This window comes from Aurantimonas marianensis, assembly GCF_024195285.1.
GTDB lineage: Bacteria > Pseudomonadota > Alphaproteobacteria > Rhizobiales > Rhizobiaceae > Aurantimonas > Aurantimonas marianensis.
This window is the reverse complement of the sequence record NZ_JALHBS010000082.1, coordinates 13065-35517: the sequence shown is the minus strand read 5'-3', so window position 1 is coordinate 35517 and position 22453 is coordinate 13065. Positions and strand designations below refer to the sequence as shown.

General features: G+C 65.1%; 20 protein-coding genes, 1 other RNA gene and 1 pseudogene. 8 read left to right on the top strand and 14 right to left on the bottom strand.

The features are described from left to right. Window positions 1-293 (top strand): annotated as a pseudogene (locus MJ956_RS13680) (methyl-accepting chemotaxis protein); the annotation flags it as partial. Window positions 294-427: 134 nt separating this feature from the next. Further along, complete coding sequence (gene copM / locus MJ956_RS13675) at window positions 428-1048, top strand: CopM family metallochaperone (protein WP_253965003.1); 621 nt, start codon at window positions 428-430, stop codon at window positions 1046-1048. 25 nt (window positions 1049-1073) lie between these two features. On the opposite strand, the gene MJ956_RS13670 is transcribed toward copM, so the two are convergent. From MJ956_RS13670 to MJ956_RS13625, 10 genes are all read right to left on the bottom strand, one after another. Continuing rightward, entirely contained in the window at window positions 1074-1979 is a 906-nt protein-coding gene (locus MJ956_RS13670; protein ID WP_253965006.1) for a 2-hydroxyacid dehydrogenase, read from the bottom strand. 32 nt (window positions 1980-2011) lie between these two features. Next, window positions 2012-2677, bottom strand: coding sequence for an NUDIX domain-containing protein (locus MJ956_RS13665; RefSeq protein WP_253965002.1), 666 nt, complete (start codon window positions 2675-2677; stop codon window positions 2012-2014). After that, window positions 2674-4332 carry an ABC transporter ATP-binding protein gene (locus MJ956_RS13660; protein WP_253965001.1) on the bottom strand — a complete coding sequence of 553 codons (1659 nt, stop codon included), beginning with the start codon at window positions 4330-4332 and terminating at the stop codon, window positions 2674-2676. Before MJ956_RS13660 ends, MJ956_RS13665 begins: the two co-directional genes overlap by 4 nt. Beyond that, complete coding sequence (locus MJ956_RS13655) at window positions 4329-5309, bottom strand: cation diffusion facilitator family transporter (RefSeq protein WP_253965000.1); 981 nt, start codon at window positions 5307-5309, stop codon at window positions 4329-4331. Before MJ956_RS13655 ends, MJ956_RS13660 begins: the two co-directional genes overlap by 4 nt. Beyond that, window positions 5306-5737: a type II toxin-antitoxin system VapC family toxin gene (locus MJ956_RS13650; protein WP_253964999.1), complete on the bottom strand. Its 432-nt coding sequence runs from the start codon at window positions 5735-5737 to the stop codon at window positions 5306-5308. Before MJ956_RS13650 ends, MJ956_RS13655 begins: the two co-directional genes overlap by 4 nt. Then, on the bottom strand, window positions 5737-5982 hold the full coding sequence (locus MJ956_RS13645; protein WP_253964998.1) for a hypothetical protein: 246 nt from the start codon (window positions 5980-5982) through the stop codon (window positions 5737-5739). The genes MJ956_RS13650 and MJ956_RS13645 overlap by 1 nt, the downstream gene beginning before the upstream one ends. Window positions 5983-5985: 3 nt before the next feature. Then, on the bottom strand, window positions 5986-7110 hold the full coding sequence (locus MJ956_RS13640; protein WP_253965005.1) for an ABC transporter permease: 1125 nt from the start codon (window positions 7108-7110) through the stop codon (window positions 5986-5988). A 240-nt stretch (window positions 7111-7350) separates the two neighbouring features. Continuing rightward, a complete protein-coding gene (locus MJ956_RS13635) occupies window positions 7351-8481 on the bottom strand; it encodes a microcin C ABC transporter permease YejB (protein ID WP_253964997.1) in 1131 nt (376 codons plus the stop codon). A gap of 131 nt (window positions 8482-8612) precedes the next feature. Further along, entirely contained in the window at window positions 8613-10493 is a 1881-nt protein-coding gene (locus tag MJ956_RS13630; protein WP_253964996.1) for an extracellular solute-binding protein, read from the bottom strand. After that, window positions 10493-12505, bottom strand: a complete 2013-nt coding sequence (locus MJ956_RS13625; protein ID WP_253964995.1) for an extracellular solute-binding protein — start codon at window positions 12503-12505, stop codon at window positions 10493-10495. The genes MJ956_RS13630 and MJ956_RS13625 overlap by 1 nt, the downstream gene beginning before the upstream one ends. A 408-nt stretch (window positions 12506-12913) precedes the next feature. Between MJ956_RS13625 and MJ956_RS13620 the strand changes: the two genes are divergently transcribed. Next, a complete protein-coding gene (locus tag MJ956_RS13620) occupies window positions 12914-13357 on the top strand; it encodes a hypothetical protein (protein WP_206455237.1) in 444 nt (147 codons plus the stop codon). A 674-nt stretch (window positions 13358-14031) separates the two neighbouring features. Next, window positions 14032-14706 carry a MarC family protein gene (locus MJ956_RS13615; RefSeq protein WP_253964994.1) on the top strand — a complete coding sequence of 225 codons (675 nt, stop codon included), beginning with the start codon at window positions 14032-14034 and terminating at the stop codon, window positions 14704-14706. Window positions 14707-15008: 302 nt separating this feature from the next. Here MJ956_RS13615 and MJ956_RS18925 read toward each other — a convergent pair whose 3' ends face one another. Next, complete coding sequence (locus tag MJ956_RS18925) at window positions 15009-16286, bottom strand: c-type cytochrome (protein WP_341482729.1); 1278 nt, start codon at window positions 16284-16286, stop codon at window positions 15009-15011. Between the two features lie 183 nt (window positions 16287-16469). Between MJ956_RS18925 and MJ956_RS13600 the strand changes: the two genes are divergently transcribed. Further along, window positions 16470-17204, top strand: coding sequence for a 3-deoxy-manno-octulosonate cytidylyltransferase (locus MJ956_RS13600; RefSeq protein WP_253964993.1), 735 nt, complete (start codon window positions 16470-16472; stop codon window positions 17202-17204). After that, entirely contained in the window at window positions 17201-18085 is an 885-nt protein-coding gene (locus MJ956_RS13595) for a prephenate dehydratase (protein WP_341482728.1), read from the top strand. Before MJ956_RS13600 ends, MJ956_RS13595 begins: the two co-directional genes overlap by 4 nt. Window positions 18086-18099: 14 nt before the next feature. On the opposite strand, the gene nudC is transcribed toward MJ956_RS13595, so the two are convergent. Beyond that, window positions 18100-19059 (bottom strand): NAD(+) diphosphatase, encoded by a 960-nt coding sequence (nudC, locus tag MJ956_RS13590; protein WP_253964992.1) that lies wholly within the window; start codon window positions 19057-19059, stop codon window positions 18100-18102. Continuing rightward, on the bottom strand, window positions 19056-19469 hold the full coding sequence (locus MJ956_RS13585; protein ID WP_253964991.1) for an HIT domain-containing protein: 414 nt from the start codon (window positions 19467-19469) through the stop codon (window positions 19056-19058). Before MJ956_RS13585 ends, nudC begins: the two co-directional genes overlap by 4 nt. A gap of 70 nt (window positions 19470-19539) precedes the next feature. Between MJ956_RS13585 and ffs the strand changes: the two genes are divergently transcribed. Then, window positions 19540-19637, top strand: an RNA gene (gene ffs / locus MJ956_RS13580) — signal recognition particle sRNA small type. A gap of 58 nt (window positions 19638-19695) precedes the next feature. On the opposite strand, the gene MJ956_RS13575 is transcribed toward ffs, so the two are convergent. Continuing rightward, window positions 19696-20298 (bottom strand): methyltransferase family protein, encoded by a 603-nt coding sequence (locus tag MJ956_RS13575; protein WP_253964990.1) that lies wholly within the window; start codon window positions 20296-20298, stop codon window positions 19696-19698. Window positions 20299-20554: 256 nt separating this feature from the next. Here MJ956_RS13575 and MJ956_RS13570 point away from each other — a divergent pair, with 256 nt between their 5' ends. Next, entirely contained in the window at window positions 20555-22450 is a 1896-nt protein-coding gene (locus MJ956_RS13570) for a DNA polymerase III subunit gamma/tau (RefSeq protein WP_253964989.1), read from the top strand. The last annotated feature ends 3 nt before the right edge of the window (window positions 22451-22453 follow it).

Below are 22453 nucleotides of genomic sequence, written 5' to 3'. Positions count from 1 at the left end.
GCGCGGCCGACCAGATGGACAAGGTGACGCAGCAGAACGCGGCGATGGTGGAACAGGCGACGGCGGCCAGCCAGACCTTGTCCAACGAAACCGAGGAATTGGCGACCCTCGTCGGTCGGTTCAATACCAAGATCTCGGCGGCGTCGAGGCAAGGCCGCGCCACCCGGAGTGGCCCGGCCATGCGGGGCTCCAAGGCGGCGCGTCCGGTCACCCAGATGCGGACGACCGGAAGCGGCGGCGCCGCGCCCGCCGTCTCGCCGGTTTCGCGGGAAGACAGCTGGGAGGAATTTTGATCTTCCCGCCAACGGGATGATCGGCGGCGTCCGCCGGTTTTCCCCCGTCGAAAGGCCGGTTCTACCGGCAAGAATTACCGAGGACCCGATCATCCCGATCGGGTCCTTTACCGTTTTACGACGACGGCGCGAGGATGGCCCTCGCCATCCAGGTGCGCTGCACTTCCCGCCAAACGATCGACGACGAGAAAAACGAAGCTTTGCATTGCTCGGGATCGGCGCAAACAGATAGCCTGCGGCCGCACTCCAGGCCATCCAAATGCCGTAATCCTCTCCTGATCATTCCCCCCTTCACGGTCGTCCAAAGCTCGCGCTCGACGAAGCCGTCATGGAGATACGCGATCATGAGACGAATGCTGCTTTCCACCGCATTTCTTCTGGCGCTCGCGGCAGGCACGGCCGCTCAGGGGATCGATGGCGCAACCGAGCCCGGCGCGATGAACCACGGCGCGATGAACCATGATGAGATGAACCGCGCATCGACGGCCGAACAAAGTCAAAATCCCTTCAGCAAGGCCATGATGGAGGTGAACGACCGGATGCATGCGGCGATGGGAGAGGGCATGACGGGTGACGCCGACATGGATTTCGCCCGCGGCATGATCGCCCATCATCGGGGGGCGATCGACATGGCGAAGATCGAGCTCGAATACGGCAAGGATCCGGAACTGCGGGCGTTGGCCGAGACCATCATCAGGGATCAGGAAGCCGAGATCAAACAGATGCAGGCCTGGGTCGATCGCAAAGGCGGCTGAGCCGTTCGAGCGGCGCGGCTTGTAATCAGTACCCCGCTTTCCGGTCGACGACCCCCCGTAGCGGCTCGCCTCGCTCATGCGCCGCGATCTGGCGCATGACAACCGGCGCCAGCGCATCGGGATCGGAAATCGCGGCGGCGTGGGGCGTCACGAAGACGCGCGGATGGCTCCAGAGCGGGTTCGATGCCGGCAGCGGCTCGACATTGAAGACGTCGAGCGAGGCTTCCAACAGAATGTCCTGATCGAGCGCGTCAAGGATCGCCGCCTCGTTCTGCAGGCCGCCACGGCCGGCATTGATCAGGACGGGGCCGCCGAGCGGCGTCTGCCGCTTCAGCCGCGACAACAGACCGGTGTTGATGATGCCGCGTGTCTCGGCGGTCAGCGGCAGCAGCACCACGAGAATGTCGGTCGCGGCGAGAAAGCCGTCGAGCCCGGCCTGCCCGGCGAAGGTTTCGGCGCCCGCGACGCTCTTTTCGGTGCGGCTCCAACCGGCGATGCGGAAGCCCAGCGGCCGCAGCTTCGCAGCGGCATTCTGGCCGAGTTCGCCGAAGCCCATGATGCCGACGGTAATCTCGCGGGCGGCCGGCTGCATGCGCTCGTGCCAGATCTTCTGGGCCTGCTGGCTGCGATAGGCGCGGCCGCGGCGGAAATGGTCGAGCACCCGCCAGACGATATATTCGCTCATCCGGCTCGACAGATCGTCGGCGACGATCCGCACCACCGGAACGTCGGGCAGCCGCTTGTCCGCGAAAATATGATCGACGCCGGCGCCGAGCGAGAAGATCGCCTTCAGGTTCGGCAGGTTTTCCAACAGTCCCGGCGGCTGTTTCCAGACGACGGCGTATTCGATCGCGGTATCGGCGCTGGTCGTCGGCTCGAGTACGATCGGGCGGTCGCCGCCGGCCGCCTTCAAGGCCTCCAGCCAGCGCATCGGGTCGAAGCCGGTGACGGACAAAAGAATGGTCAAGACGCGTCATCCTCTCTGTCGAGTGTCCCGGACAGCACCTGCGCCCGCGCGCGCCCCTTGCGGGCGAACCAATGGGCGCAGCCGACCAGGAAGGCGTTTTCGATGCGGCCGTCGTCGACGGCGGCGATCAGGTCGTCGACCCTGGCGAGGATCGGACGGATATCCTCATGCTCGTCGTCCTTGCCGGCGCTGTCGGTGAGGTCCGCCGTATCGACGATGGCCAGATAGATCGTCGCATGTTCGGTGGTCAGGCCGGGCGACGACAGGATGCGGTAGCAGCGCTCGATCGCCCTGGCGACGAGGCCGGTCTCCTCCTCGAGCTCGCGGAGGGCCGCCGCCTCGCAATCCTCGCCCGGATCGACGAGGCCGGCCGGCAATTCCAGCGCCGCCGCCAGATCGAGCACCAGCGCGGCGGCGATGCGGAACTGGCGAATGACGACGATGGCGTCCCGCGCCGGATCATAGGGAATGACGACCACAGCCTCGCCGGTGGCGAGATATTCCCGCCTGAGCGGACCCAGTTCGCCCTCGCCATCGAGACGCTCATGCGTGAGCGTCGTCGCCTGGAACGGGCGAAAACCGTCATGCAGGGTTTCGGTCGCGATGATCCGGAAATCCAGATGCTGGTCGGCGAGCTGATCGCGGTAATGGCCTTTCGTCACTGGGACACGCCCTCGACCGGAACGGCGGCGATGTCGAAGGCCGCCGCCATCAGCGCCTTGGTGTAATCGGTCTTCGGCCGGTCGAAGATTTGCTCGGCCGGGCCACGCTCGACGACGACGCCGTTGCGCATGACGATCACCTCGTTGGCCAGCGCCCGCACCACCTTCAGATCGTGGCTGATGAAGAGATAGGCCAGATCGTGTTTCTTCTGCAGGTCGCGCAGGAGGTCGACGACCTGCGCCTGGACGCTCATGTCGAGCGCCGAGGTCGGCTCGTCCAGCATGACGAAGCGGGGATTGAGCACCATCGCGCGGGCGATGGCGACGCGCTGGCGCTGGCCGCCGGAAAACTCGTGCGGAAACCGGAACCGGGTCGACGGATCGAGCCCGACTTCGTTGAGGGCGGCGACGACGCGGGCGTCGCGCTCGGCGGGCGTGAGCCGCTTTTCGTGGATCGCCAGGCCCTCGGCGACGATGTCGGCGATGCTCATGCGCGGCGACAGCGAACCATAGGGATCCTGGAAGACGATCTGCAGCTTCTCGCGCAGCGGCTTCATCGCCTTGAACGAGCGCTCGTCGATGCGCTCCCCCTCGAAGCGGATTTCGCCTTCAGACGAGATCATCCGGCACAGCGCCAGGCCGAGCGTCGTCTTGCCCGAGCCCGATTCGCCGACGACGCCGACGGTCTGGCCGGCGCGCACGGTGATGTCGATGCCGTCGACGGCCTTCACATGGTCGGTGGTGCGGCGGAAGAAACCGGTCTTGATCGGAAACCAGACCTTGAGGTTGTCGGCTTCCATCACCACCGGCGCGTTGGCGTTGGCGGCGGGCGGTCGGCCCTTCGGTTCGGCGGCGAGAAGATGTTTCGTGTAGGCGTGCTGGGGATCGGCGAAAATCCGCTCGGTCGGCCCCTCCTCGACGATCTTGCCCTGATACATCACGCAGACCCGATCGGCGATCTTGCGGACGATGCCGAGGTCATGGGTAATGAACAGCATTGCCATGCGCCGCTCGGCCTGAAGGTTCTTCAACAGCTCCAGAATCTGCGCCTGCACCGTCACGTCAAGCGCCGTGGTCGGTTCGTCGGCGATCAGCAGATCCGGCTCGTTGGCGAGCGCCATGGCGATCATCACGCGCTGGCGCTGGCCGCCGGATAACTGGTGCGGATAGGCGCCGAGCCGCTTTTCCGGATCGCGGATGCCGACCTGACGCATGAGTTCCAGCGTGCGCTCGCGTGCCGCCTCGTCGCGGAGGCCGCGATGGATCTTCAGGATCTCGCCGATCTGCCGCTCGATGGTGTGGAGCGGGTTGAGCGAGGACATCGGCTCCTGGAAGATCATCGAGATCCGATTGCCGCGCACCTTCCTCAGATCGCGCTCGTCATCGTCGATGAGGTTCTCGCCGTCGAACATCACGGCGCCGCCGGGGTGGCTGGCGGAGGGGTAGGGCAGGAGCTTGAGGATCGACAGCGCCGAGACCGACTTGCCGGAGCCGGACTCGCCGACCAGCGCCAGCGTCTCGCCCTTGCCGATCGAGAACGAGATATCGTCGACGGCAATCTGCGTCTTGCCGCCCTGATGGAAGGCGACGGAGAGATTCTCCACGGACAGGAGCGGGTCGCGGGGAGTGGTGGTTGCGGCGGTGAGCGGGCTCAAGCGGATCGATCCTTCCCGTTTACGTCGGCGACCGGTTCGAGGGGGCCGTGCTCATGATCATGTTCGCGCGCGCGATCGGCGCAGCAATCGTGCTCGATCTCGACCGTGGCATGGCCGATCGCAAAGCGGCGCTTCAGTTCCGCCTTGATCGACCGGGTGACCACCGTTCCGTCCGCTTCCTTGTCGATACGGGCGTGGAGCGTTGCCATGCTGCGCTCCGGGGTGATCGACCACGCATGGACGTGATGAACCTCGCGCAGGCCCGCGACGCTCTCCACCAGATGCGGTTCGATGTCCGCCATCTCCACTCCCCTGGGCGTGCCTTCGAGCAGCACATGGCCGGCATCGCGGACGAGGCGCCAGGCGGAAACCAGGATGAGAACGGCGACCAGCACCGAAAGGATCGGATCGATCGGCGTCCAGCCGGCGGCGAGGACGACGACGGCCGCGACGATCGCGGCGACCGAGCCGAGCAGGTCACCCAGAACATGCAGCACCGCGCCCCGGATGTTGAGATTGTCGCGGTCAGCGCCATGCAGGATCGCGAAGACGACGATGTTGACGATCAGCCCGCCGACCGCGACGGCAAGCATCGTGCCGCCGAGAATCTCGCCGGGTGTCTGCAAACGCTCCACCGCCTCGACGACGATGAAGCCGGCGATGACGAACAGCGCCAGGCCGTTGACGAAGGCGACCAGCACCTCGAAGCGATCGTATCCGAAGGTGCGGCGCTCGTCGCTGGGTCGCCGCGACAGACGGAAGGCGAACCAGCCGAGCCCGAGCGCGGCGAAGTCGGTCAGCATGTGCGCGGCGTCCGCGAGCAGCGCCAGCGAGCCGGAGATCAGGCCGCCGACCACTTCGGCGACCATGAACAGGCCGGTCAGCAGCGCGGCGATGCCGATCCGTGTCTCATTGGCCCCGGCGGTGTGGCCGGTGAAGCCGTGCGAATGATCGTGATCGTGGCGGCTGTCGCTCATGGCGAAGCGCTCCAATCCTGCAGCGTTCCGATGTCCAGCATCTCCAATGTCGTTGGGGCTCGAATTCGTCGATCCGCCGTCAGGAAATATTGGCATTCAGGCTCGATCGCGGATGCGACGTGTATCGCATCCGGTGTCCGGCCACCGAACTCAGCGCGCAGTTCGGCGCATCTCCTCAGGACAGTGCGACTTACGGGGACAATGACGATGCCGACTTCTGTCGACAGGAAGTCTTCATAGTGCGCGACAAGTTCATGATCCCGCTCCTTGATCGGAAGCACCAAGGCTTCCGCCGGCGTTAGCTCGCTGCTGACGACCATGCCATCGCGGGTATGGATACTGCGCAAGAAAGCCTGAACCTCTTCATCGCGATACTCGATCAGTCTGATGACGATGTTGGTATCAAGATAAACCGACGGATGGCGCATCAATCCCATTCGTCCCGAAGTTTGCGGATGCGTGTCACCGCCTCCGCGATGCTCGTATTCTTGTGCGCCGCGATTCCCCAGTAGCGGAGATATTTCGGCAATTTCTCAGACGTCTGCGCGAGTTCGCCCTGCCCATCCTCGACCGTAACCCGCACGCGATGGGATGGATCGATGCCCTGGCGGACATCCGCCGGCAGTCTGCCGGCCGGATAATCCTCGATGACGATGCGCTTAAGCTCGCTCATGGCTCACCCGAAACTCTTGCGCGGATCGAAGGCGTCGCGCACCGCCTCGCCGACGAAGACCAGCAGCGAGAGCATCAAGGATATCACCAGGAAGCCGGAAAAGCCGAGCCAGGGCGCCTGCAGGTTGTTCTTGCCCTGGGCGAGCAGCTCGCCAAGCGAGGGCGAGCCCGGCGGCAGGCCGAAGCCGAGGACGTCGAGCGAGGTCAGCGTGGTGATCGAGCCGTTGAGGATGAAGGGCAGGAAGGTCAGCGTCGCCACCATCGCGTTGGGCAGAAGGTGGCGGGTGATGATCGTCCAGTCGCCGACGCCGAGCGCCCGCGCCGCGTTGACGTACTCAAAGTTGCGGGCGCGCAGGAATTCCGCCCTGACGACGCCGACGAAGGCCACCCAGGAGAACAGGAGCATGATGCCGAGCAGCACCCAGAAGCCGGGCGGCAGGATCGCGGCGATGATCAGCAGCAGATAGAGCACCGGGATCGACGACCAGATCTCGATGAAGCGCTGGAACAGAAGGTCGATCCAGCCGCCGAAATAGCCCTGAACGGCACCGGCCGCGACGCCGATCACCGCCGATGCAGCCGTCAGGATCAGGCCGAACAGCACGGAGATCCGGAAGCCGTAGATCAGCCGCGCGGCGACGTCGCGCGCCTGGTCGTCGGTGCCGAGCCAGTTCATGTTGCCGAAGCTGCAATTCGGGTCGTCGACGCCGAGCGGATAGCGCTGGCAGCGCTCCTCCTTGGAAAACGTCCAGGAGGGGGCGGAGGGCGCCGGCGTCGGGATCTCGTTGTTGACGCTCTGGAAGGAATAGCGGATCGGCGGCCAGATCGCCCAGCCATTGGCGGCGATCTCGTCCTGCACGAAGGGATCGCGATAGTTGGTGACCGGCAGGAAACCGCCGAACACCTCCTCGGGATAGTCGACGATAATCGGATAGTAGAATTCGCCCTTGTATTCGACCAGGAGCGGTTTGTCGTTGGCGACGAATTCGGCGAACAGGGTGACGACGAAGAGGGCGGCGAAAATCCAAAGCGACCAGTAACCGCGCCGGTTGGCCTTGAAGTTCTGCCAGCGCCGCTGATTCAGCGGCGACAGACGCGGGCGCCGAGTGAATTCCGCCTCCGGCGCCATCTGGGCGATGCCGCTGGTCTGCTCCTCGGCGATGCGCCCGGCCGAAGCGGCGGTCTCGCCGGACGTGGACTTCCGGGTCTTGTCGTCCGCGATGCGGTCTTTGAGAGCGTCATCCATCTCAGACCTCCCCTCGCATGCGCCGGACGCAAAACCGCTCCACACTTTTGCTGGCGATGCGGGCATTCTCTTGCCGCATGCGCCGGACGCAAAACCACTCCGCACTTTTGCTGGCGATGCTCATCAGACCTCCCGCCTTTCGAAGTCGATGCGGGGATCGATCCAGGTGTAGGTCAGATCGGAGATCAGCGTCGTCACCAGTCCGATCAGCGAAAAGATGTAGAGCGTCGCGAACACCACCGGGTAGTCGCGCTTGTAGATCGATTCGAAGCCCAGCAGGCCGAGACCGTCGAGCGAGAAGATCGTCTCGATCAACAGCGAGCCGGCAAAGAAGGCCGAGATGAACGCGCCGGGAAAGCCGGCGACTATGATCAGCATGGCATTGCGGAAGACGTGGCCGTAGAGCACGCGTCGTTCCGACAGCCCCTTGGCCCGCGCTGTCGTCACATATTGCTTGCGGATCTCGTCGAGAAACGAGTTCTTGGTGAGCAGCGTCGTGGTGGCGAAGGCTGACAGCGACATCGCGATCAATGGCAGCGTCAGATGCCAGAAGTAGTCGGGGATGGTCCTGGTGACGCAGTCCCCGGCATCGAAGGCCGGCGACCACGGCGCGCACCAGTCGCCGCGTACCCCGTCGGACAAGAGGCCGCGCAGCGGAAACCAGTCGTAGAACGAGCCGCCGGCGAACAGCACGATCAGGATCACGGCGAACAGAAAACCCGGAATCGCATAGGCGACGATGACGACGCCCGACGTCCAGACGTCGAAGGCCGAACCGTCCTTCAAGGCCTTGCGGATGCCGAGCGGGATCGAGATCAGATAGGACAGGAGCGTGATCCAGATGCCGAGCGAGATCGACACCGGCATCTTTTCCAGAATCAGATCGAGGACCGAGATCGACCGGAAATAGCTCTCGCCGAAATCAAAGCGGCTATAGTCCCACAGCATCTTGCCGAAGCGTTCCAGCGGCGGCTTGTCGAAGCCGAACTGCTTTTCCAGCCGGGCGATGAACTCCGGATCGAGGCCTTGGGCGCCGCGATAGCCGGAATTCTCACCGCCGCCCTGACCGCTGCCGAAATCGCCGCCGCCGCCCGAAACGCGGTCGGTGGCGCCGCCCGCCTCGCCCTGCAGGCTGGCGATGACCTGTTCGACCGGACCGCCGGGGGCGAACTGGATGACGGCGAAGGAAATCGCCATGATGCCGATCAGCGTCGGGATCATCAGCAGGATACGGCGAAGAATATAGGCGCCCATGTGCGGGGAATCGTCTCCGAGATGTCAGGCGAGCCGGCCGATTCGCGAACGGACGACGTCGTCGGTCTTGATAGCCCGCCTTGCGGGGATCGCAAAACGCGGCCCGGCCGCGGCGCGACGGGCCAAAATTCTCAGGCGCGGCCGATCGCCTTGGCCTTGTCCTTGTCGAACCACCAAAGGCTTTCCACCGGCCAGCCGTAATCCGGCTTGGTGTCCTTGAAGCCGAAGATGTTCCAGAAAGCGGCGCGGTGGACGTTCGAGCTGATGTTCGGCAGCCAGTCGAGGCGCCAGCGCAGCACCCGGTCGAGGGCGCGCATCGCCGTCACCAGATCGGCGCGGCTGTTGGCCGAGCCGGCCTTCGCCAGCAGCGTATCCACCGCCTTGCTCGTCATGCCGGGATAGTTGTAGGCGCCGGAGCGATCCGCCGCGTCGCTGCCGAAGAACAGCGACAGGCTCTCGCGGGTCGGCGTGGCGCCGAGGCTGAAGGCGGCGAGGATCATGTCGAAGTCGAAACGGTTCACCCGGTCCTGATATTGAGCGGCGTCGACGAGCCGCGTCGAGGCATCGATTCCGATCACGCGCAGGGTTTCCATGAATTTGGCATAGACGCGCTGCTGTTCCTGGCCCTGGGTCAGGAATTCCAAGCGAAACGGCTCGCCCGCCTCGTTCACCAGCCGGTTGCCCCGGCGCGTCCAGCCAGCCTCGCCAAGGAGCCGGGTCGCCTCGCGCAGCATCACGCGATCGCGGCCACTGCCGTCGCTGACCGGCTGGACCCAGACCTCGCCGAAAACCGCGTCCGGGATGTCGCCCCGCAGCGGTCCCAAGAGGGCGAGCTCCGCCTCCGACGGCTGGCCTTCAGCGACGAATTCAGAGCCCTGGAAGGGGGAATCGGAATGGATGCGTTGACCGAACAACAGGTTGGCGTTGGTCCATTCGAAGTCGAAACACATGTTGATCGCGTGGCGCACCCGACTGTCGGCGAAGCGCGTCCGCCGCTGATTGAGCGCCCAGCACTGGAATTTCGGCCGTTCCTCGCCAGGAAATTCGCGTTTCACCACCGCGCCGCTCGCCACCGCCGGAAAATCGTACTCCGTCGCCCAATCCTTGGTGGTGAACTCCTCGCGGAAGGTGATGATGCCCTTCTTGAACGCTTCCAGCGCCGGCTGCCGGTCGCGGAAGAAATCGATCCGCAGCATGTCGAAGTGGTCGAGGCCCCTGGCGAAGGGCAGATCCTTCGCCCAATAATCCTCGCGCTTGCGATATTCGATGAAGCGGCCGAATTCGGAGCGGGCGATCGCGAAGCGGCCGCTGCCGGGGATCGCCTCGCCGCTCACTCGGTCAAATTCCTTATCCTCGAAGAATGCGCGCGGGACGATCGGGATGCCGAAGGCGTTCAATGCGTCCTGATAGCTCTGATCGCCGGAAAAGCCGATCCGGACCGTCCGCGCGTCCTCGGCGGTGATCTCGCTCACCGCCCGCAGCACGACTTGCAGGCTGGGATGGCCAACCTCCTTCAGCGTCTCGTAGGTGAAGACGATGTCGTCGGCGGTTACCGGCTCGCCAGTCGAGAATTTCGCCTCCGGCCGGAGCTTGAAGCTGAAGGCATTGCGGTCTTTCGAGACCGTGACGCTCTCGGCTAGCGCGCAGTAGATCGCGTCCGGCTCGTCGAGCGAGGCGACCATCAGTGCGTCGTAAAGACTCTCCATGCGCGGCGGCGCGTTGCCCTGCAGCACGAAGGTATTCAGTGTGTCGAAGGTCATCGGCGACTGGTTGAGTGTCCAGTTCGACACGGCGAGATTCATCTGGCCGCCCTGCGGCGCCTCGGGATCGGCGTAATCGAAATGGCTGAAATCGGGACCGTATTTCAGCTCGCCGAAGGCCGACAGGCCATGCAGCGGCGTGTCCGTCGCCACCTCGGCGAAGGGCGTTCGCGGCAACGCGGCCGTTGCGCCGGCGGCCAGCGCGAGTTGACCGAAGCGGCGGCGGGTAAGGTGGCTCAGCGCGGTCGCCATCAGTTCGCCGATGCCGTGTCTTTCTCGGCGGCCTTGATCCACCAGGAAAAGGAATCGATGCCGGAATATTCCGGCTGCTTCTCGGGCATGCCGAACTTGTCCCAATAGGCCAGCCAGTCCTCGGATTTGTACCATTGCGGCACGACGTAATATTCCCAGAGCATGACCCGATCGAGGGCGCGCGTGGCCGCGACCAGATCCTCCCGGCTCGGCGCATAGACGATGTTGTTGATGAGCTGATCGATCGCCGGGTTCTTGATGCCGGCATAGTTGCGGCTGCCGGGCGCGTCGGCGGCGACCGTGCTCCAGAAGTCGCGCTGCTCGTTGCCCGGCGACAGCGACTGGCCCGGATAGCGCATGCCGACCGCCTCGAACTCGAAATTGTTCATCCGCTCGATATACTGGTTGGTGTCGACGATGCGGACGTTCGTCTGGATGCCGAGACGCTTCAATTGGCGCGCGAAGGGCTCGAGTACCCGGTTGTCGGCCGGGTCGTTGCCGAGAAACTCGATGGTGAAGGGCTCACCCGTTTCGGCATCGACGAGGGTCGTGCCCTCGAGCTCGTAGCCGGCCTCCTTGAGAAGGCCGAGCGCCTCGCGCAGATAATTGCGCGCCGAGGCCGCGTCGCCGTAGATCGGCAGGGTGAACTCCTCGATGAAGACCTCGTCGGGAATCTGGCCCTTCAGGGGCTCCAGATACTTCAATTCGCGCTCGTCCGGCAGCCCGGTCGCGGACAATTCGCTGTTGTCGAAATAGCTGTCCATGCGCTGATAGAGGCCGAAGAACAGCGTGCGGTTCATCTCCTCGAAATTATAGGCCAGCGTCAGCGCCTTGCGCACCCGCCTGTCCTGGAATTTCGGCAGCCGATTGTTGAGCACATAGGCCTGCATCGACTGGACCTGGGCGTTGTCGATGGTCTTGCGGAGTACCTGGCCGTTCTTCACCGCCGGGAAGTCATACCCCTCGGCCCAGCGCCGGGAGATGTTTTCCAGCCGCCAGTCGTCGAGCCCGCCCTTCTTGAAGGCCTCCCATGCCGCATTGGCATCGCGCAGATAGACGTAGCGGATCGTGTCGTAGTTGAAGCGGCCGACGCGGGTCGGATTGTCGGCCGCCCAATAGTCGGCGACGCGCTCCCATTCGATCGACTTGCCGGTGGAGACGGAGCCTATCCTGTAGGGGCCGGAGCCAAGCGGTTTTTCCAGCGACGGGTCACCGATATCGCGGGGCTTGCCGTCGGGGCCGGTGGCCTCCCACCAATGTTTCGGCAGGACCGTGAGGTCGCCCATGATGTTGGGCAGCTCACGGTTGTTCGCCTGATCGAAGCCGAAGGTAATTTCCCGCTCGCCGGTCTTTTCGGCGCTGGTGACGTTCTTGTAATAGGCCGACCACTGCGGATGCAGCTTGGTCAATGTCTCGAAGCTCCAGATCACGTCCTCGACGGTGATCGGCTCGCCATCGTGCCAGCGGGCTTGGGGGTTCAAGCGAAAGGTGACGGAGGAAAAGTCGGCCGGATGGCGCATTGCCTCGGCGATCATCGCATGGGCCGTGCCCGGCTCATCGGGCGACTGTTCCATCAGCGTGTCGTAGAGGATGCCGCCGCCGAAGACGGCAAGGCCGGCGGCCGGCGTGCCGCGCACGACGAAGGGGTTGAGGCTGTCGAAGGAGCCGATGGCGACGGAATTCAGCGTGCCGCCCTTCGGCGCGTCGGGATTGACGTAATCATAGTGCTGGAAGTTGGCGGGGTACTTCGACGGGCCGATCAGCGACGAGGAGGTCTGCCACTCGCCGGCCTCGGGGGCGGTCGCCTGACTCTCAGCAGCTACCGGAGCGGCTTCGCCGCCGGGTGCCGTGACGACGGGGTCGCCGCTCGTCGCCTGGGCAAAGGCCGGAGCCGATCCGAGCGTGAGGAAACCCGCCAACAGACAGGCGAGGCGGGTGGGGCGCGTCGGCAATGGCAAGGGCGAAACCTCCGTAGATTGCGAGCGTTGGAATTCCACGACAATTCGAGCCATTTATGGCCATCGTTCGATGGAAGTCACCTGATCAAATCTTAATGTAGGTCGATGGCGCCGGCCGACGACGATCGCAATGCATCGTCGAACCAGCGCAGCTTCCGTGAGGCACACGAATGGGGCGTCGGGCGATCGCCCCTTGGCATATTCGCCGCATGGCCGCCGTTTCGGTCTGCGCAGACAGCCCAGACGCCGTCTCACGACCGCAAGCGTTCCAGGCCGAATACTGGTTCAAAAATTAGCCATGCCGCTACGTCCGGTTCGCGTTAGTATGTTTTGCGAACATGCGATAGCTGATATTCTATTTGGATCGCACGAGACGATTCATTCCAATTCCAGCGGCCCCGCGGCTGCCATATGAACGATACGAGGTGAAGCAGCTCACGGCCATCACGGAGACCCAGCGCCATGTCGGATTCAAAGCAAGCCTTCGAAGCGTACATGCAGCACGTGAGGAAGCAGAGCAGTTTCGAGACACTGACCGCAATTCGCCTCGAGGAACCGCGGCCCGGCGGCTCGATGACGTGGACATTCTCGGCCCAAAATTTGCTGGGCATGACCCTGGCGTCCGTGACCTTCTTTTTCGACTGGGACGTGTTCGATCCGCCGTGCCGCCTGCGGAACGAACGCTGGGGAATCAAGGATCGGTTCACCGCACCCCTATTCACCATCATCGAGTCCGACGCGGAGTCGACGTCAATCGAAAAAGGCGCTGACGAATGTGAGGACAACGTCATGGACGGCGTTCGCTTCGACATTCGCGTGACATTCGAGGGTCCATTAAACAACGTCCCCTATCGCAACTACCTGATCATCTGGGCCGACGGAACATCCGACTGGGGACCGCGCTAAGAGGAGGGACGCCATGCCGGTCCCCGCAGCGGTAGCCCGAGCCCGTGCGGCTGCGCGGGCGCGCCGGGCACGGCGACGACGCCAGCAACGGCGTCGGCGCCAGCGCGAACGCCAACAGCAACGCGAAAGAGCGCGGGAGCGGCGGCGGCGTCAGCGTCGAGAACGACGAGAGCGCGAACGCGGACGAGACCGTCACGTGCGGCGCGGACGGAACGTCACCCGGCGTCAACGTGACGAGCGATATCGTCGACGAACGGGCCAGCAGATCATTGACGAATACAAGCAGGGCAGTGTGCTCGAAGAGTTCCCCGCCGAGTACCTCTCCCGCAATTGGGAAGAAATAAAACGGGACGCGCGGGCGGGTAATGCACGAGCGCGTACCGCGCGAAAGCTATTGATGGACGGCCGGTTCGATCGTTGAGCCATACACCCCGCACTTGTCGTTCAGATGTATTCCGGAGCCCTCGGCCGAGGCAATGGCCTCGTTGTGCGCCGGGACCTTGCGCTGTGATGCTGGTCAGCGCGGTGGTGGCGGGCTCGCCGCGTCGGCTCTGTCAGCGGCGGGAAGCTTGAATGTGACTCCGGCGTCGGCGAAATTGAGGCGACAACCTTTCCGATGGCCCTGCCCACGCGGCACGATCGTTTTCCAGCACCGCAACGAAAGACCGCGCAGTATGGATTGGACCGCCCTTGCCAAGGAATTCGTAACGCTTCTGGTCGTTATCGACCCCGTGGGCTCGATCCCGGTCTTCCTGTTCGCCGTCCAGAATGTGCCACGTCAATTGCATAGGCGGTTCGCGCTGCGCGCGACCGCGATCGCGGCTCTGGTGCTGCTGGCCTTTCTCGTCGGCGGGCAGCTCCTGCTGGAAACGCTGGGCTTGCGGCTTGGATCATTTCAGATTGCCGGCGGGGTCATTCTCTTCCTGTTCGCGCTGACCATGATCTTCGGGGAGTCGAAGCCTGCCCGTGAGATCGAGGAGGCTGAAGGCGATCACCTCGCAGGCGCGGTGTTTCCGCTGGCCATGCCATCCATCGCCTCACCCGGCGCGATGCTGGCCATCGTGATTCTGACTGACAATCACACGGCCTCCATTGTCGATCAGGCCCTCACCGCCGGGCTTTTGATTCTCGTTCTGATCTTGACCCTGGCGCTTCTTCTGGCGGCAGGCGTCGTTTACCGGTTCATCGGGAAAACGGGAGCCAGCGTCATCAGCCGAGTCATGGGAATTGTCCTTGCCACCATCGCGGTCGACGCGATCCTCGGCGGCCTCGACGCACTCGGCGTTCTCGATGTGGAACCGCCGACGGTGGAGAGTCCGCTGACGGAGCCGATCAATAAGGTGCAGTGACCCGCAGCATGCCGGTGCAAGCGCTGCCAGCCATTCCTCGGCGTCCCGCCGGATCTCCTGTCGGACAACCGGCCGCTCTGTCCTCCCATCGGAAGGGTCTCGGCCCATTCACGGCTGAGACAGACTGGCTGCATTAGCAGATACCGGTCGGTCTGGATCCGGAGCCGTCTTCGTCAGCATCAGGCCGGTCGAGACGGCTCTCATGGCGGCGGCCGGCAAAGGCCCCATGACAAAGGCCCCGGTTTTCACCAGGGCCTTTGTCATGGTCCGTCGATTCTACCCTCGCAGCCGTCGTCCGGCGTTCAATTGCCGGTCTGGGCGCCGGTCTCGTCGAAGGTCGCGAGATAGGCGATGATGTTGGCGACCTCCTCCGGCTTCTTGATACCGGCAAAGGACATCTTCGTGCCCGGAACGGTGCCCTTCGGATCGATCAGCCAGGCGGTCAGCTCCTCGACCGTCCAAGTCGGATGGCTCGCCGCGTATTCCGTCAAGGCGGACGAGAAGTTGTAGCCTTCGACGGCGGCGATCTTTTCGCCGACGATGCCGTTCAGCTCGGGACCGAGCTTGTTCTTGGCGCCTTCGCCGACGGCATGGCAGGCCGCACATTTGCGAAACGCCTTCTCACCGGCCGCCGGGTCGCCCGCTACCGCCGCCGTCTGTTCGGGCGCGGCGGCTGCCGGCGTTGCCGCGTCGGATTGCGGCGCGGCCGCCGGGGCCTCTGCAGGAGCCTGCTGTTCCGCGGCCGGAGCGGGTGTCGCCGCCGCCGCATCCGGCTGGGCGTCCGCATTCGCGGCCGTTTCGCCGCCGGCAGGGGCGGCTTCGGCTTGCGGTGCGGCGGCGGGCGCTGGAGCCTCGCCCTCGGCGGCCTGCGTCGGCGCGGCCTCGCCGCCGGGCAGGGCCTGCGCCGCATCGGGGTCCGTCGTCGCCGGCGCCTGTGCCTGCACCTGATCCGTCCCTTCGCCGCTTTCAACAACCGTGCCCGGGGCGGTTACCTCGGGGGCGGCCGGAGCGGCATCCTCGGCCGGGGCTTGCGGAAGCGGGGCGGGGCTGTCGGAGAGGGTGCGCAGATAGGCGATCAGTTCGGCGCGCGCCTCGGGATCCTTGATCCCGGCGAACCCCATGCTGGTGCCCGGGACGTATCCCTTCGGATTCGTCAGAAACCCGTTGAGATGCTCGTAATCCCAGTTGACCGAGCCGCCCTGGGAAAACTCGGTCATCGCGGCCGAATAGGCAAAACCCGCGACCGACGCGACCGGACGGTTCACGACGTCCCAAAGAACGGGGCCGACCTTGTTCGGGCCGCCCTTTTCGGCGCTGTGGCAGGCGGCGCATTTCTTGAACTGCCCGGCGCCAGCCTCGGCATCCGCGGTCTGCAGCAGCGCCGCGATCGGTGGATCCTCGGCCTCGGCGGCTCCACCTTCGGCGCCGTCGCTATCCGCCTCCGCCACGACGATCTCGTATCCCGGCGTTTCGGGAACCACGGAGTGGAAGAGCCCCTCGGCGAGAATACTCCCACCAAAAAGCACGAAGATCGTCGCGAGTACGGCACCGGCGATCTTGTTGAACTCAAAGGAATTCATTGGTGGGACGGCTCCCTCTGCAAAGACGGCGCGAGCCGTCGCTGTCCACTGGCGAAAAACGGGCGAAACCTAGGTGCTTTGCGGTTTGATGGCAACAGCTGTAAGAGGCGGTTTCGGTGCCTTTTTTGTCGCGCCGCGCTGTTCGGCAGTCGGCGCGCCCATCTTTCGGTTCATGCGGAGCCCATGACGATTCTCGTTCTCATACCCGCGCGCCTCGGCTCCACCCGGCTGCCCGCCAAGGCGCTCGCCGATATCGCGGGCCGGCCGATGGTGGTGCGCGTCGCCGAGCGCGCCGAGGCGGCCGGCATCGGCCGGGTCGTCGTGGCAACCGACGCCGAGGAGATACGGGCCGCCGTTGTCGCCGCCGGGCACGAGGCGGTGATGACCTCGCCCGACCATCCGTCAGGCTCCGACCGCATCTTCGAGGCGCTGACACGGCTCGACCCTCAGAGTGCCGTCGAAACGGTGGTGAACGTGCAGGGCGATCTCCCGACCATCGAGCCGGAAGCGATTCGCCAGGTTCTGGCGCCCTTCGAGGACCCGCGTTGCGATATCGCGACCCTGTGCGTGGCGATTCGCGACGAAGCCGAAAAGACCAATCCCAACGTGGTCAAGCTGGTCGGCTCGCCGATCGGGCCGTCCCGGTTGAAAGCGCTGTATTTCACCCGCGCCACGGCGCCCTGGGGCGAGGGGCCGCTCTATCACCATGTCGGTCTCTACGCTTACCGGCGAGCCGGCCTGGAGCGTTTCGTCAGGCTGCCGCCCTCGGCGCTGGAAATCCGGGAGCGGCTGGAGCAATTGCGCGCGTTGGAAGACGGTATGCGAATCGATGCCGAGATCGTCGATACGGTGCCGCTCGGTGTCGACGGACCGGAGGATCTGGTCCGGGCAAGAACCATGTACGGAGTTCAGGCGTGAGTGAACCGGCGACGAAACGGATCGCGTTCCAGGGGGAGCCGGGCGCGAATTCGGACATGGCCTGCCACGCCGTTCATCCGGAGATGGAGCCGCTGCCCTGCCCCTCCTTCGACGATGCCTTCGACGCGGTGCGCTCCGGCGAGGCGGCGCTGGCGATGATCCCGATCGAGAACACGCTGGCGGGACGGGTGGCCGATATCCACCATCTGATGCCCGATTCGGGACTGCGGATCGTCGGCGAATACTTCATGCCGATCCATTTCCAGCTGATGACCCTGCCGGGCGTCAAGCGCGACGAAATCCGCAGCGTCCAGAGCCATGTTCACGCGTTGGGCCAGTGCCGCAAATATATCCGCGGCAATGGCTGGAAGCCGGTGGTTTCCGGCGATACCGCGGGCGCGGCGCGGGAGGTCTCGGAAGCCGGCGACCGGACGATGGCGGCGCTCGCGCCGGAACTGGCGGCGACCCATTACGGCCTCGAGATCATCGAGCGGAACGTCGAGGATGCGGCCAACAACATCACCCGTTTCGTCATCCTATCGCGCCCGGGCGCGCGGGACGCGGATCTGTGGGCGCCCCGGGGCGGACGCACGGTCACGACCTTCGTGTTCGAAGTCCGCAATCTGCCAGCCTCGCTCTACAAGGCGCTCGGCGGGTTCGCGACCAACGGCGTCAACATGACCAAGCTGGAAAGCTACCAGATCGGCGGGCAATTCATCGCCACCCAGTTCTATGCCGATGTCGAAGGCCATCCCGAGGACGAGTCGCTCCGCCTGGCGTTCGAGGAGCTGTCGTTCTTCACCCATGACGTCAGGATTCTGGGCGTCTACGAGGCCGCGCCGGAGCGGCTCTACGGCAATGGGGCACCATCGAAGCCGTAACCTGGCGGACGCCGTCAGAAAGCGTCGGCGGCAAACGCCTTGATCAGGTGATGGGCGATGGCGAAGCGCCGCGGCACGGACAGCCCCTGATGATGACGATCCGCCAGCATGGTCTGGACCTCGTCGCGCGCGAACCAGCGACAGGCCTCCAGTTCCTCGGCGTCGAAATCGATGTCGCGGCTGGTCGCATGGGCGATGCAGCCGATCATCAGGCTGCCGGGAAACGGCCAGGGCTGCGAGCCGAGATAGCGTACCGAGCCGACCGTCAGGCCGGATTCTTCCAGGGTCTCCCGCCGGACGGCGGCCTCGACGGTTTCGCCCGGCTCGACGAAGCCGGCGAGACAGGACCAGAAATTCTCCGGAAAGTGCGGCTGGCGACCGAGCACGCAACGTCCGGCGCCGTCGTGGACCAGCATGATCGTCACTGGGTCCGTGCGCGGGAAGACGACGTCGTCGCAGCCGGCGCAGCGGCGACGATAGCCCGCCGCCTCCGCCGCGGTCGGCTGACCGCAGCGGGCGCAGAACCGGTTCTTGGCGTGCCAGCCGAGGAGGTGCGCCGCCTGACCCAACTGCCCCTCCGTATCGGGATCAAGGAATGCCTGCATGGCGATCGAGCGAAGCCCGATCAGCGCAAGGTCGTCCGCAGGGGCAGGCTCGCTGTCGATCGCCGCGGCAAGCGATGGCCGGCCGACCGGGTCGAAACCGAGCAGGATGCAATCGTCCAGATTGGCGCCGTGTTCGGCGGCGGCGTGTTTGGTGAAACGCGGGTCCGGAGCGGAAGTGTCTGTGATGCGGCACAGCCACTGACCGTCGCAGGTGATAAAGACGCGGGCCTCCGGATGCGCCAGCGCGGCGGCGAGACTGTCGTCGTTGCGCCGTTCCCCGTCGCGCCACAGTCGATTGCCCGCAAAACCGGTCAGCCCGCTCAGCTCAGACGTGGCGCGCAGGGCGGCCTGGTCGCCGTCGTCCTTCATACCGGCAGCACCGCTTGCCGGATCTCGCCGGCGAATCGGTCGGCCGCGCCTGCCTCATAGGCTTGCGTGGTGCCATATCCCCATACCGGCCCGGGCCAGTTCGGATCGCCCTGGTGTCGCGCGACGATGTGGAGGTGAAACATCGGCACGACGTTGCCGAGCGAGCCGATATTGATCTTGTCGGCGTCGGTCAGGCGCTTCAGCGCCCTGGAGACGAGACCCGTCTCGAAGGTCAGCATGGTCTGGTCGAGGGGGGTAAGGTCATGAAATTCGGTAACGTCGTTGCGCTGTGGCACGAGGATCAGCCATGGCCAGCGGCGATCGTTCATCAGCCGCAATTCGCAGAGCCCCAGACGGCCGATCGTCGTCGTGTCCCCGGCAAGACGAGGGTCAAGCTCGAAGGCCTGCATCTATCGAATTCCTTCTCTACGGTGGGCGCCCGGCTTGCAATTAGGGCACCGATCGCCGATATGGAGGCCGGGAGGTTGGTGGTGGACGAGCCACTCGCCAACCGGGTCAGGTCCGGAAGGAAGCAGCCCCAACGAGCCACGGCACGGGTCATCGTGCCAGCCTCCCACCTTTCCCGCCATGCGTGACGGTTCGACGCCGACCGGCCACTCCGGCCCAGCGGCGCGCCTATGGCAGCCGCAGCAGCACCGGAAGCAACCCGCTTTGCTGCGCAAGCTCGATCAGCTCGAAGACCGGCATCGCCACGAAGAAGACCAGCCCGTCGGTCAGGGTCTGGTAGATCAGCCGGGTGCGGACCCGCAGTTCCGCTTCGTCCCGGAACAGCGACGGCCTCGGCAGGAAGCGCGGCACCGTCGCGAGATACCGCGCATAGGCCGGACCAAACTCTCCCTTCAGGAATGATTCCTCCCGCACGATCACGATGTGGAAGGCTGCCGCGCAGCCGACAAGAAAAAGCACCGCGATGACGACGCTGCCGGTCTGAGCGCCGACCCCCGCCGCGGCGATGCTGGAAAAGACGTAAAGCGGGTTGCGCGTGACGGAGTAGGGTCCCGTGGTGACGATTTCCGCCGCTTTCCGGCCGCCGATATAGAGCGTGCACCATATCCGCCCGACGATGCCGATGACGATGAAGCCGAGACCGATCGCCTCGACCATGTCGTGGATTTCTTCGTTTCCGCTGGCCCCTACGAAAAGCAGGAGAACGAAGGCGGCGAGCAACAATACGGCCAGGCTCAGCCGGCGCATTTCCTGATACCGCGCAAGCGCCATGGGGCTTTCTCTTCTTCTATCGATACTGACGATGGGGCGGGAACGACAAGGATCGAATTCATACCCGCCGCCTCCCGGCATATCTCACGGACGCTCAGCGTTGCCAACTTCGGCATCGAATGGCTTGCGTCGGGGCGCCATACGTCGGAGAAACGGCCCACCAACCGCCGCATTCCGTCCAGGGTCGCGCCATGCCGTTTTCCGTCCGTCCACACTTTGCCGTCGTTGGCCTTTCGGCCGGCGGGAAGGGGGCGTGATGGCCGACGATATCCCGGCCGCAACGGCCTCGGAAGACGCAACGCCCTATCGCGTGTTGGCCCGCAAATATCGGCCGCGCTCCTTCGACGACCTGATCGGCCAGCAGCCGATGGTGCGCACGCTCACCAATGCGTTCGACACCGGCCGCATCGCCCAGGCGTGGATGCTGACCGGCGTGCGCGGCGTCGGCAAGACGACGACCGCCCGCATTCTGGCCCGCGGCCTGAACTACGAAACCGATGCGGTCGACCAGCCGACGATCCACATGCGGGAGCTCGGCGTTCATTGTCAGGCGATCATGGAGGGCCGGCATGTCGACGTCGTGGAGATGGACGCCGCGTCCCACACCGGCATCGACGATGTGCGCGAAATCATCGCCCAGGTGCGCTACCGTCCGGTCTCGGCGCGCTACAAGGTCTACATCATCGACGAGGTCCATATGCTGTCGAACCAGGCCTTCAACGGCCTGTTGAAGACGCTGGAGGAGCCGCCGGAACATGTGAAGTTCGTTTTCGCGACGACCGAAATCCGCAAGGTTCCGATCACCGTTCTGTCGCGCTGCCAACGCTTCGATCTGCGGCGAGTCGATTCGGCGACGTTGATGGCGCATCTCCAGCGCATCGCCGAATCCGAAGCCGTGGCGGTCGACGACGACGCGTTGCGGCTGATCGCCCGCGCGGCCGAGGGGTCGGTGCGCGACGCGCTGTCGCTGACCGATCAGGCGATCGCCCATGGCGCCGGCGCGATCACGGCGGACGCGGTGCGCGACATGCTGGGGCTGGCCGACCGGGTCCGGATCATCGACCTGTTCGAAATGTTGATGAAGGGCGACGGCAGCGCGGCGCTGTCTGAGCTGCGCGAGCAACATACGGCCGGCGCCGACCCTGTGGTCGTGCTCGGTGATCTGACCGATTTCACCCATCTGGTGACGACGCTGCGCTACGTGCCGGAAGCCGCGAGCGACGCGGCGCTGTCGCCGATGGAGGCGGAGCGGGGCCTCGAATTTTCCAAGACGCTCTCGATCCGGACCCTCGGCCAGGTCTGGCAGATGCTCCTCAAGGCGCTGGACGAGGCGCGCAACGCCGCATCGCCGCGCCAGGCGGCGGAGATGGCGCTGATCCGGATCGCCCATGCGGCGGATCTGCCGTCCCCGGACGAACTGGTCCGGTTGATCCGCGAGGGCGGCCTCGCGGGCCTGACGCCACCGGCCGGTGGCAAGAGCGGCGGCGACGGAGCGCAGGCACATTCACAGGCTGCGCCGGCGGTGGGTAGCGCGGCGCCATCGCCGGGCGCATCCGAACGCCAGACGGATCGCACCACCGCCTCCGCCGGCAATGCCGGACCGCCGCGACCGCGCCTGTCGCTCGCTCCGTCGGGCCAGGCATCGCAGCAGGCGGCGCCCGCCCCTGCACCGACGACGGCTCCACCCCAGGTCGAGATCGGCTCGCTGGAAGCCCTCGTGGCGCTGGCCGAGGAGAAGCGTGATTCCCTGATGCAGGTGTCGATCCGCCGCTATCTGCGGTTGGTCAAACTGGAGCCGGGCCGGCTCGAAGTGGCGCTGACGCCGGAGGCACCGCGCGCCCTCGCCGCCGACCTTTCGCGCAAGCTGCACGAATGGACCGGGCGGCGCTGGGTGGTGACAATTTCCAGCGGGGAAGGGCAGCCGACGATCGAGGAAACGGCGACCGCGCGGCGCGACACGCTGTTGTCGGACGCGGCGGCCGATCCGGAAGTCGCGGCGGTGCTGGCGGCGTTTCCGGGTGCCAAGGTTATGGAAGTCAGGCTGCGCGGCGACGCCGAGGCCGCCGATCTCGCCGCGGATCTTTCCGCCGCGGTTTCCGATGACGACATACTGGACGATCCGTCCGAGCTCTCGGACGACGATGACGATTAGGAG

What these genes read in the sequence shown, in the direction of transcription:
- copM (WP_253965003.1), top strand. Translation starts at nt 428, where the DNA reads ATGGCCCTCGCCATCCAGGTGCGCTGCACTTCCCGCCAAACGATCGAC.
- MJ956_RS13670 (WP_253965006.1), bottom strand. Translation starts at nt 1,979, where the DNA reads ATGCGCTGGCTGGAGGCCTTGAAGGCGGCCGGCGGCGACCGCCCGATC.
- MJ956_RS13655 (WP_253965000.1), bottom strand. Translation starts at nt 5,309, where the DNA reads ATGAGCGACAGCCGCCACGATCACGATCATTCGCACGGCTTCACCGGC.
- MJ956_RS13650 (WP_253964999.1), bottom strand. Translation starts at nt 5,737, where the DNA reads ATGCGCCATCCGTCGGTTTATCTTGATACCAACATCGTCATCAGACTG.
- MJ956_RS13645 (WP_253964998.1), bottom strand. Translation starts at nt 5,982, where the DNA reads ATGAGCGAGCTTAAGCGCATCGTCATCGAGGATTATCCGGCCGGCAGA.
- MJ956_RS13640 (WP_253965005.1), bottom strand. Translation starts at nt 7,110, where the DNA reads ATGGCGCCGGAGGCGGAATTCACTCGGCGCCCGCGTCTGTCGCCGCTG.
- MJ956_RS13635 (WP_253964997.1), bottom strand. Translation starts at nt 8,481, where the DNA reads ATGGGCGCCTATATTCTTCGCCGTATCCTGCTGATGATCCCGACGCTG.
- MJ956_RS13630 (WP_253964996.1), bottom strand. Translation starts at nt 10,493, where the DNA reads ATGGCGACCGCGCTGAGCCACCTTACCCGCCGCCGCTTCGGTCAACTC.
- MJ956_RS13625 (WP_253964995.1), bottom strand. Translation starts at nt 12,505, where the DNA reads ATGGCTCGAATTGTCGTGGAATTCCAACGCTCGCAATCTACGGAGGTT.
- MJ956_RS13620 (WP_206455237.1), top strand. Translation starts at nt 12,914, where the DNA reads ATGTCGGATTCAAAGCAAGCCTTCGAAGCGTACATGCAGCACGTGAGG.
- MJ956_RS13615 (WP_253964994.1), top strand. Translation starts at nt 14,032, where the DNA reads ATGGATTGGACCGCCCTTGCCAAGGAATTCGTAACGCTTCTGGTCGTT.
- MJ956_RS18925 (WP_341482729.1), bottom strand. Translation starts at nt 16,286, where the DNA reads ATGAATTCCTTTGAGTTCAACAAGATCGCCGGTGCCGTACTCGCGACG.
- MJ956_RS13600 (WP_253964993.1), top strand. Translation starts at nt 16,470, where the DNA reads ATGACGATTCTCGTTCTCATACCCGCGCGCCTCGGCTCCACCCGGCTG.
- nudC (WP_253964992.1), bottom strand. Translation starts at nt 19,059, where the DNA reads ATGAAGGACGACGGCGACCAGGCCGCCCTGCGCGCCACGTCTGAGCTG.
- MJ956_RS13585 (WP_253964991.1), bottom strand. Translation starts at nt 19,469, where the DNA reads ATGCAGGCCTTCGAGCTTGACCCTCGTCTTGCCGGGGACACGACGACG.
- MJ956_RS13575 (WP_253964990.1), bottom strand. Translation starts at nt 20,298, where the DNA reads ATGGCGCTTGCGCGGTATCAGGAAATGCGCCGGCTGAGCCTGGCCGTA.
- MJ956_RS13570 (WP_253964989.1), top strand. Translation starts at nt 20,555, where the DNA reads ATGGCCGACGATATCCCGGCCGCAACGGCCTCGGAAGACGCAACGCCC.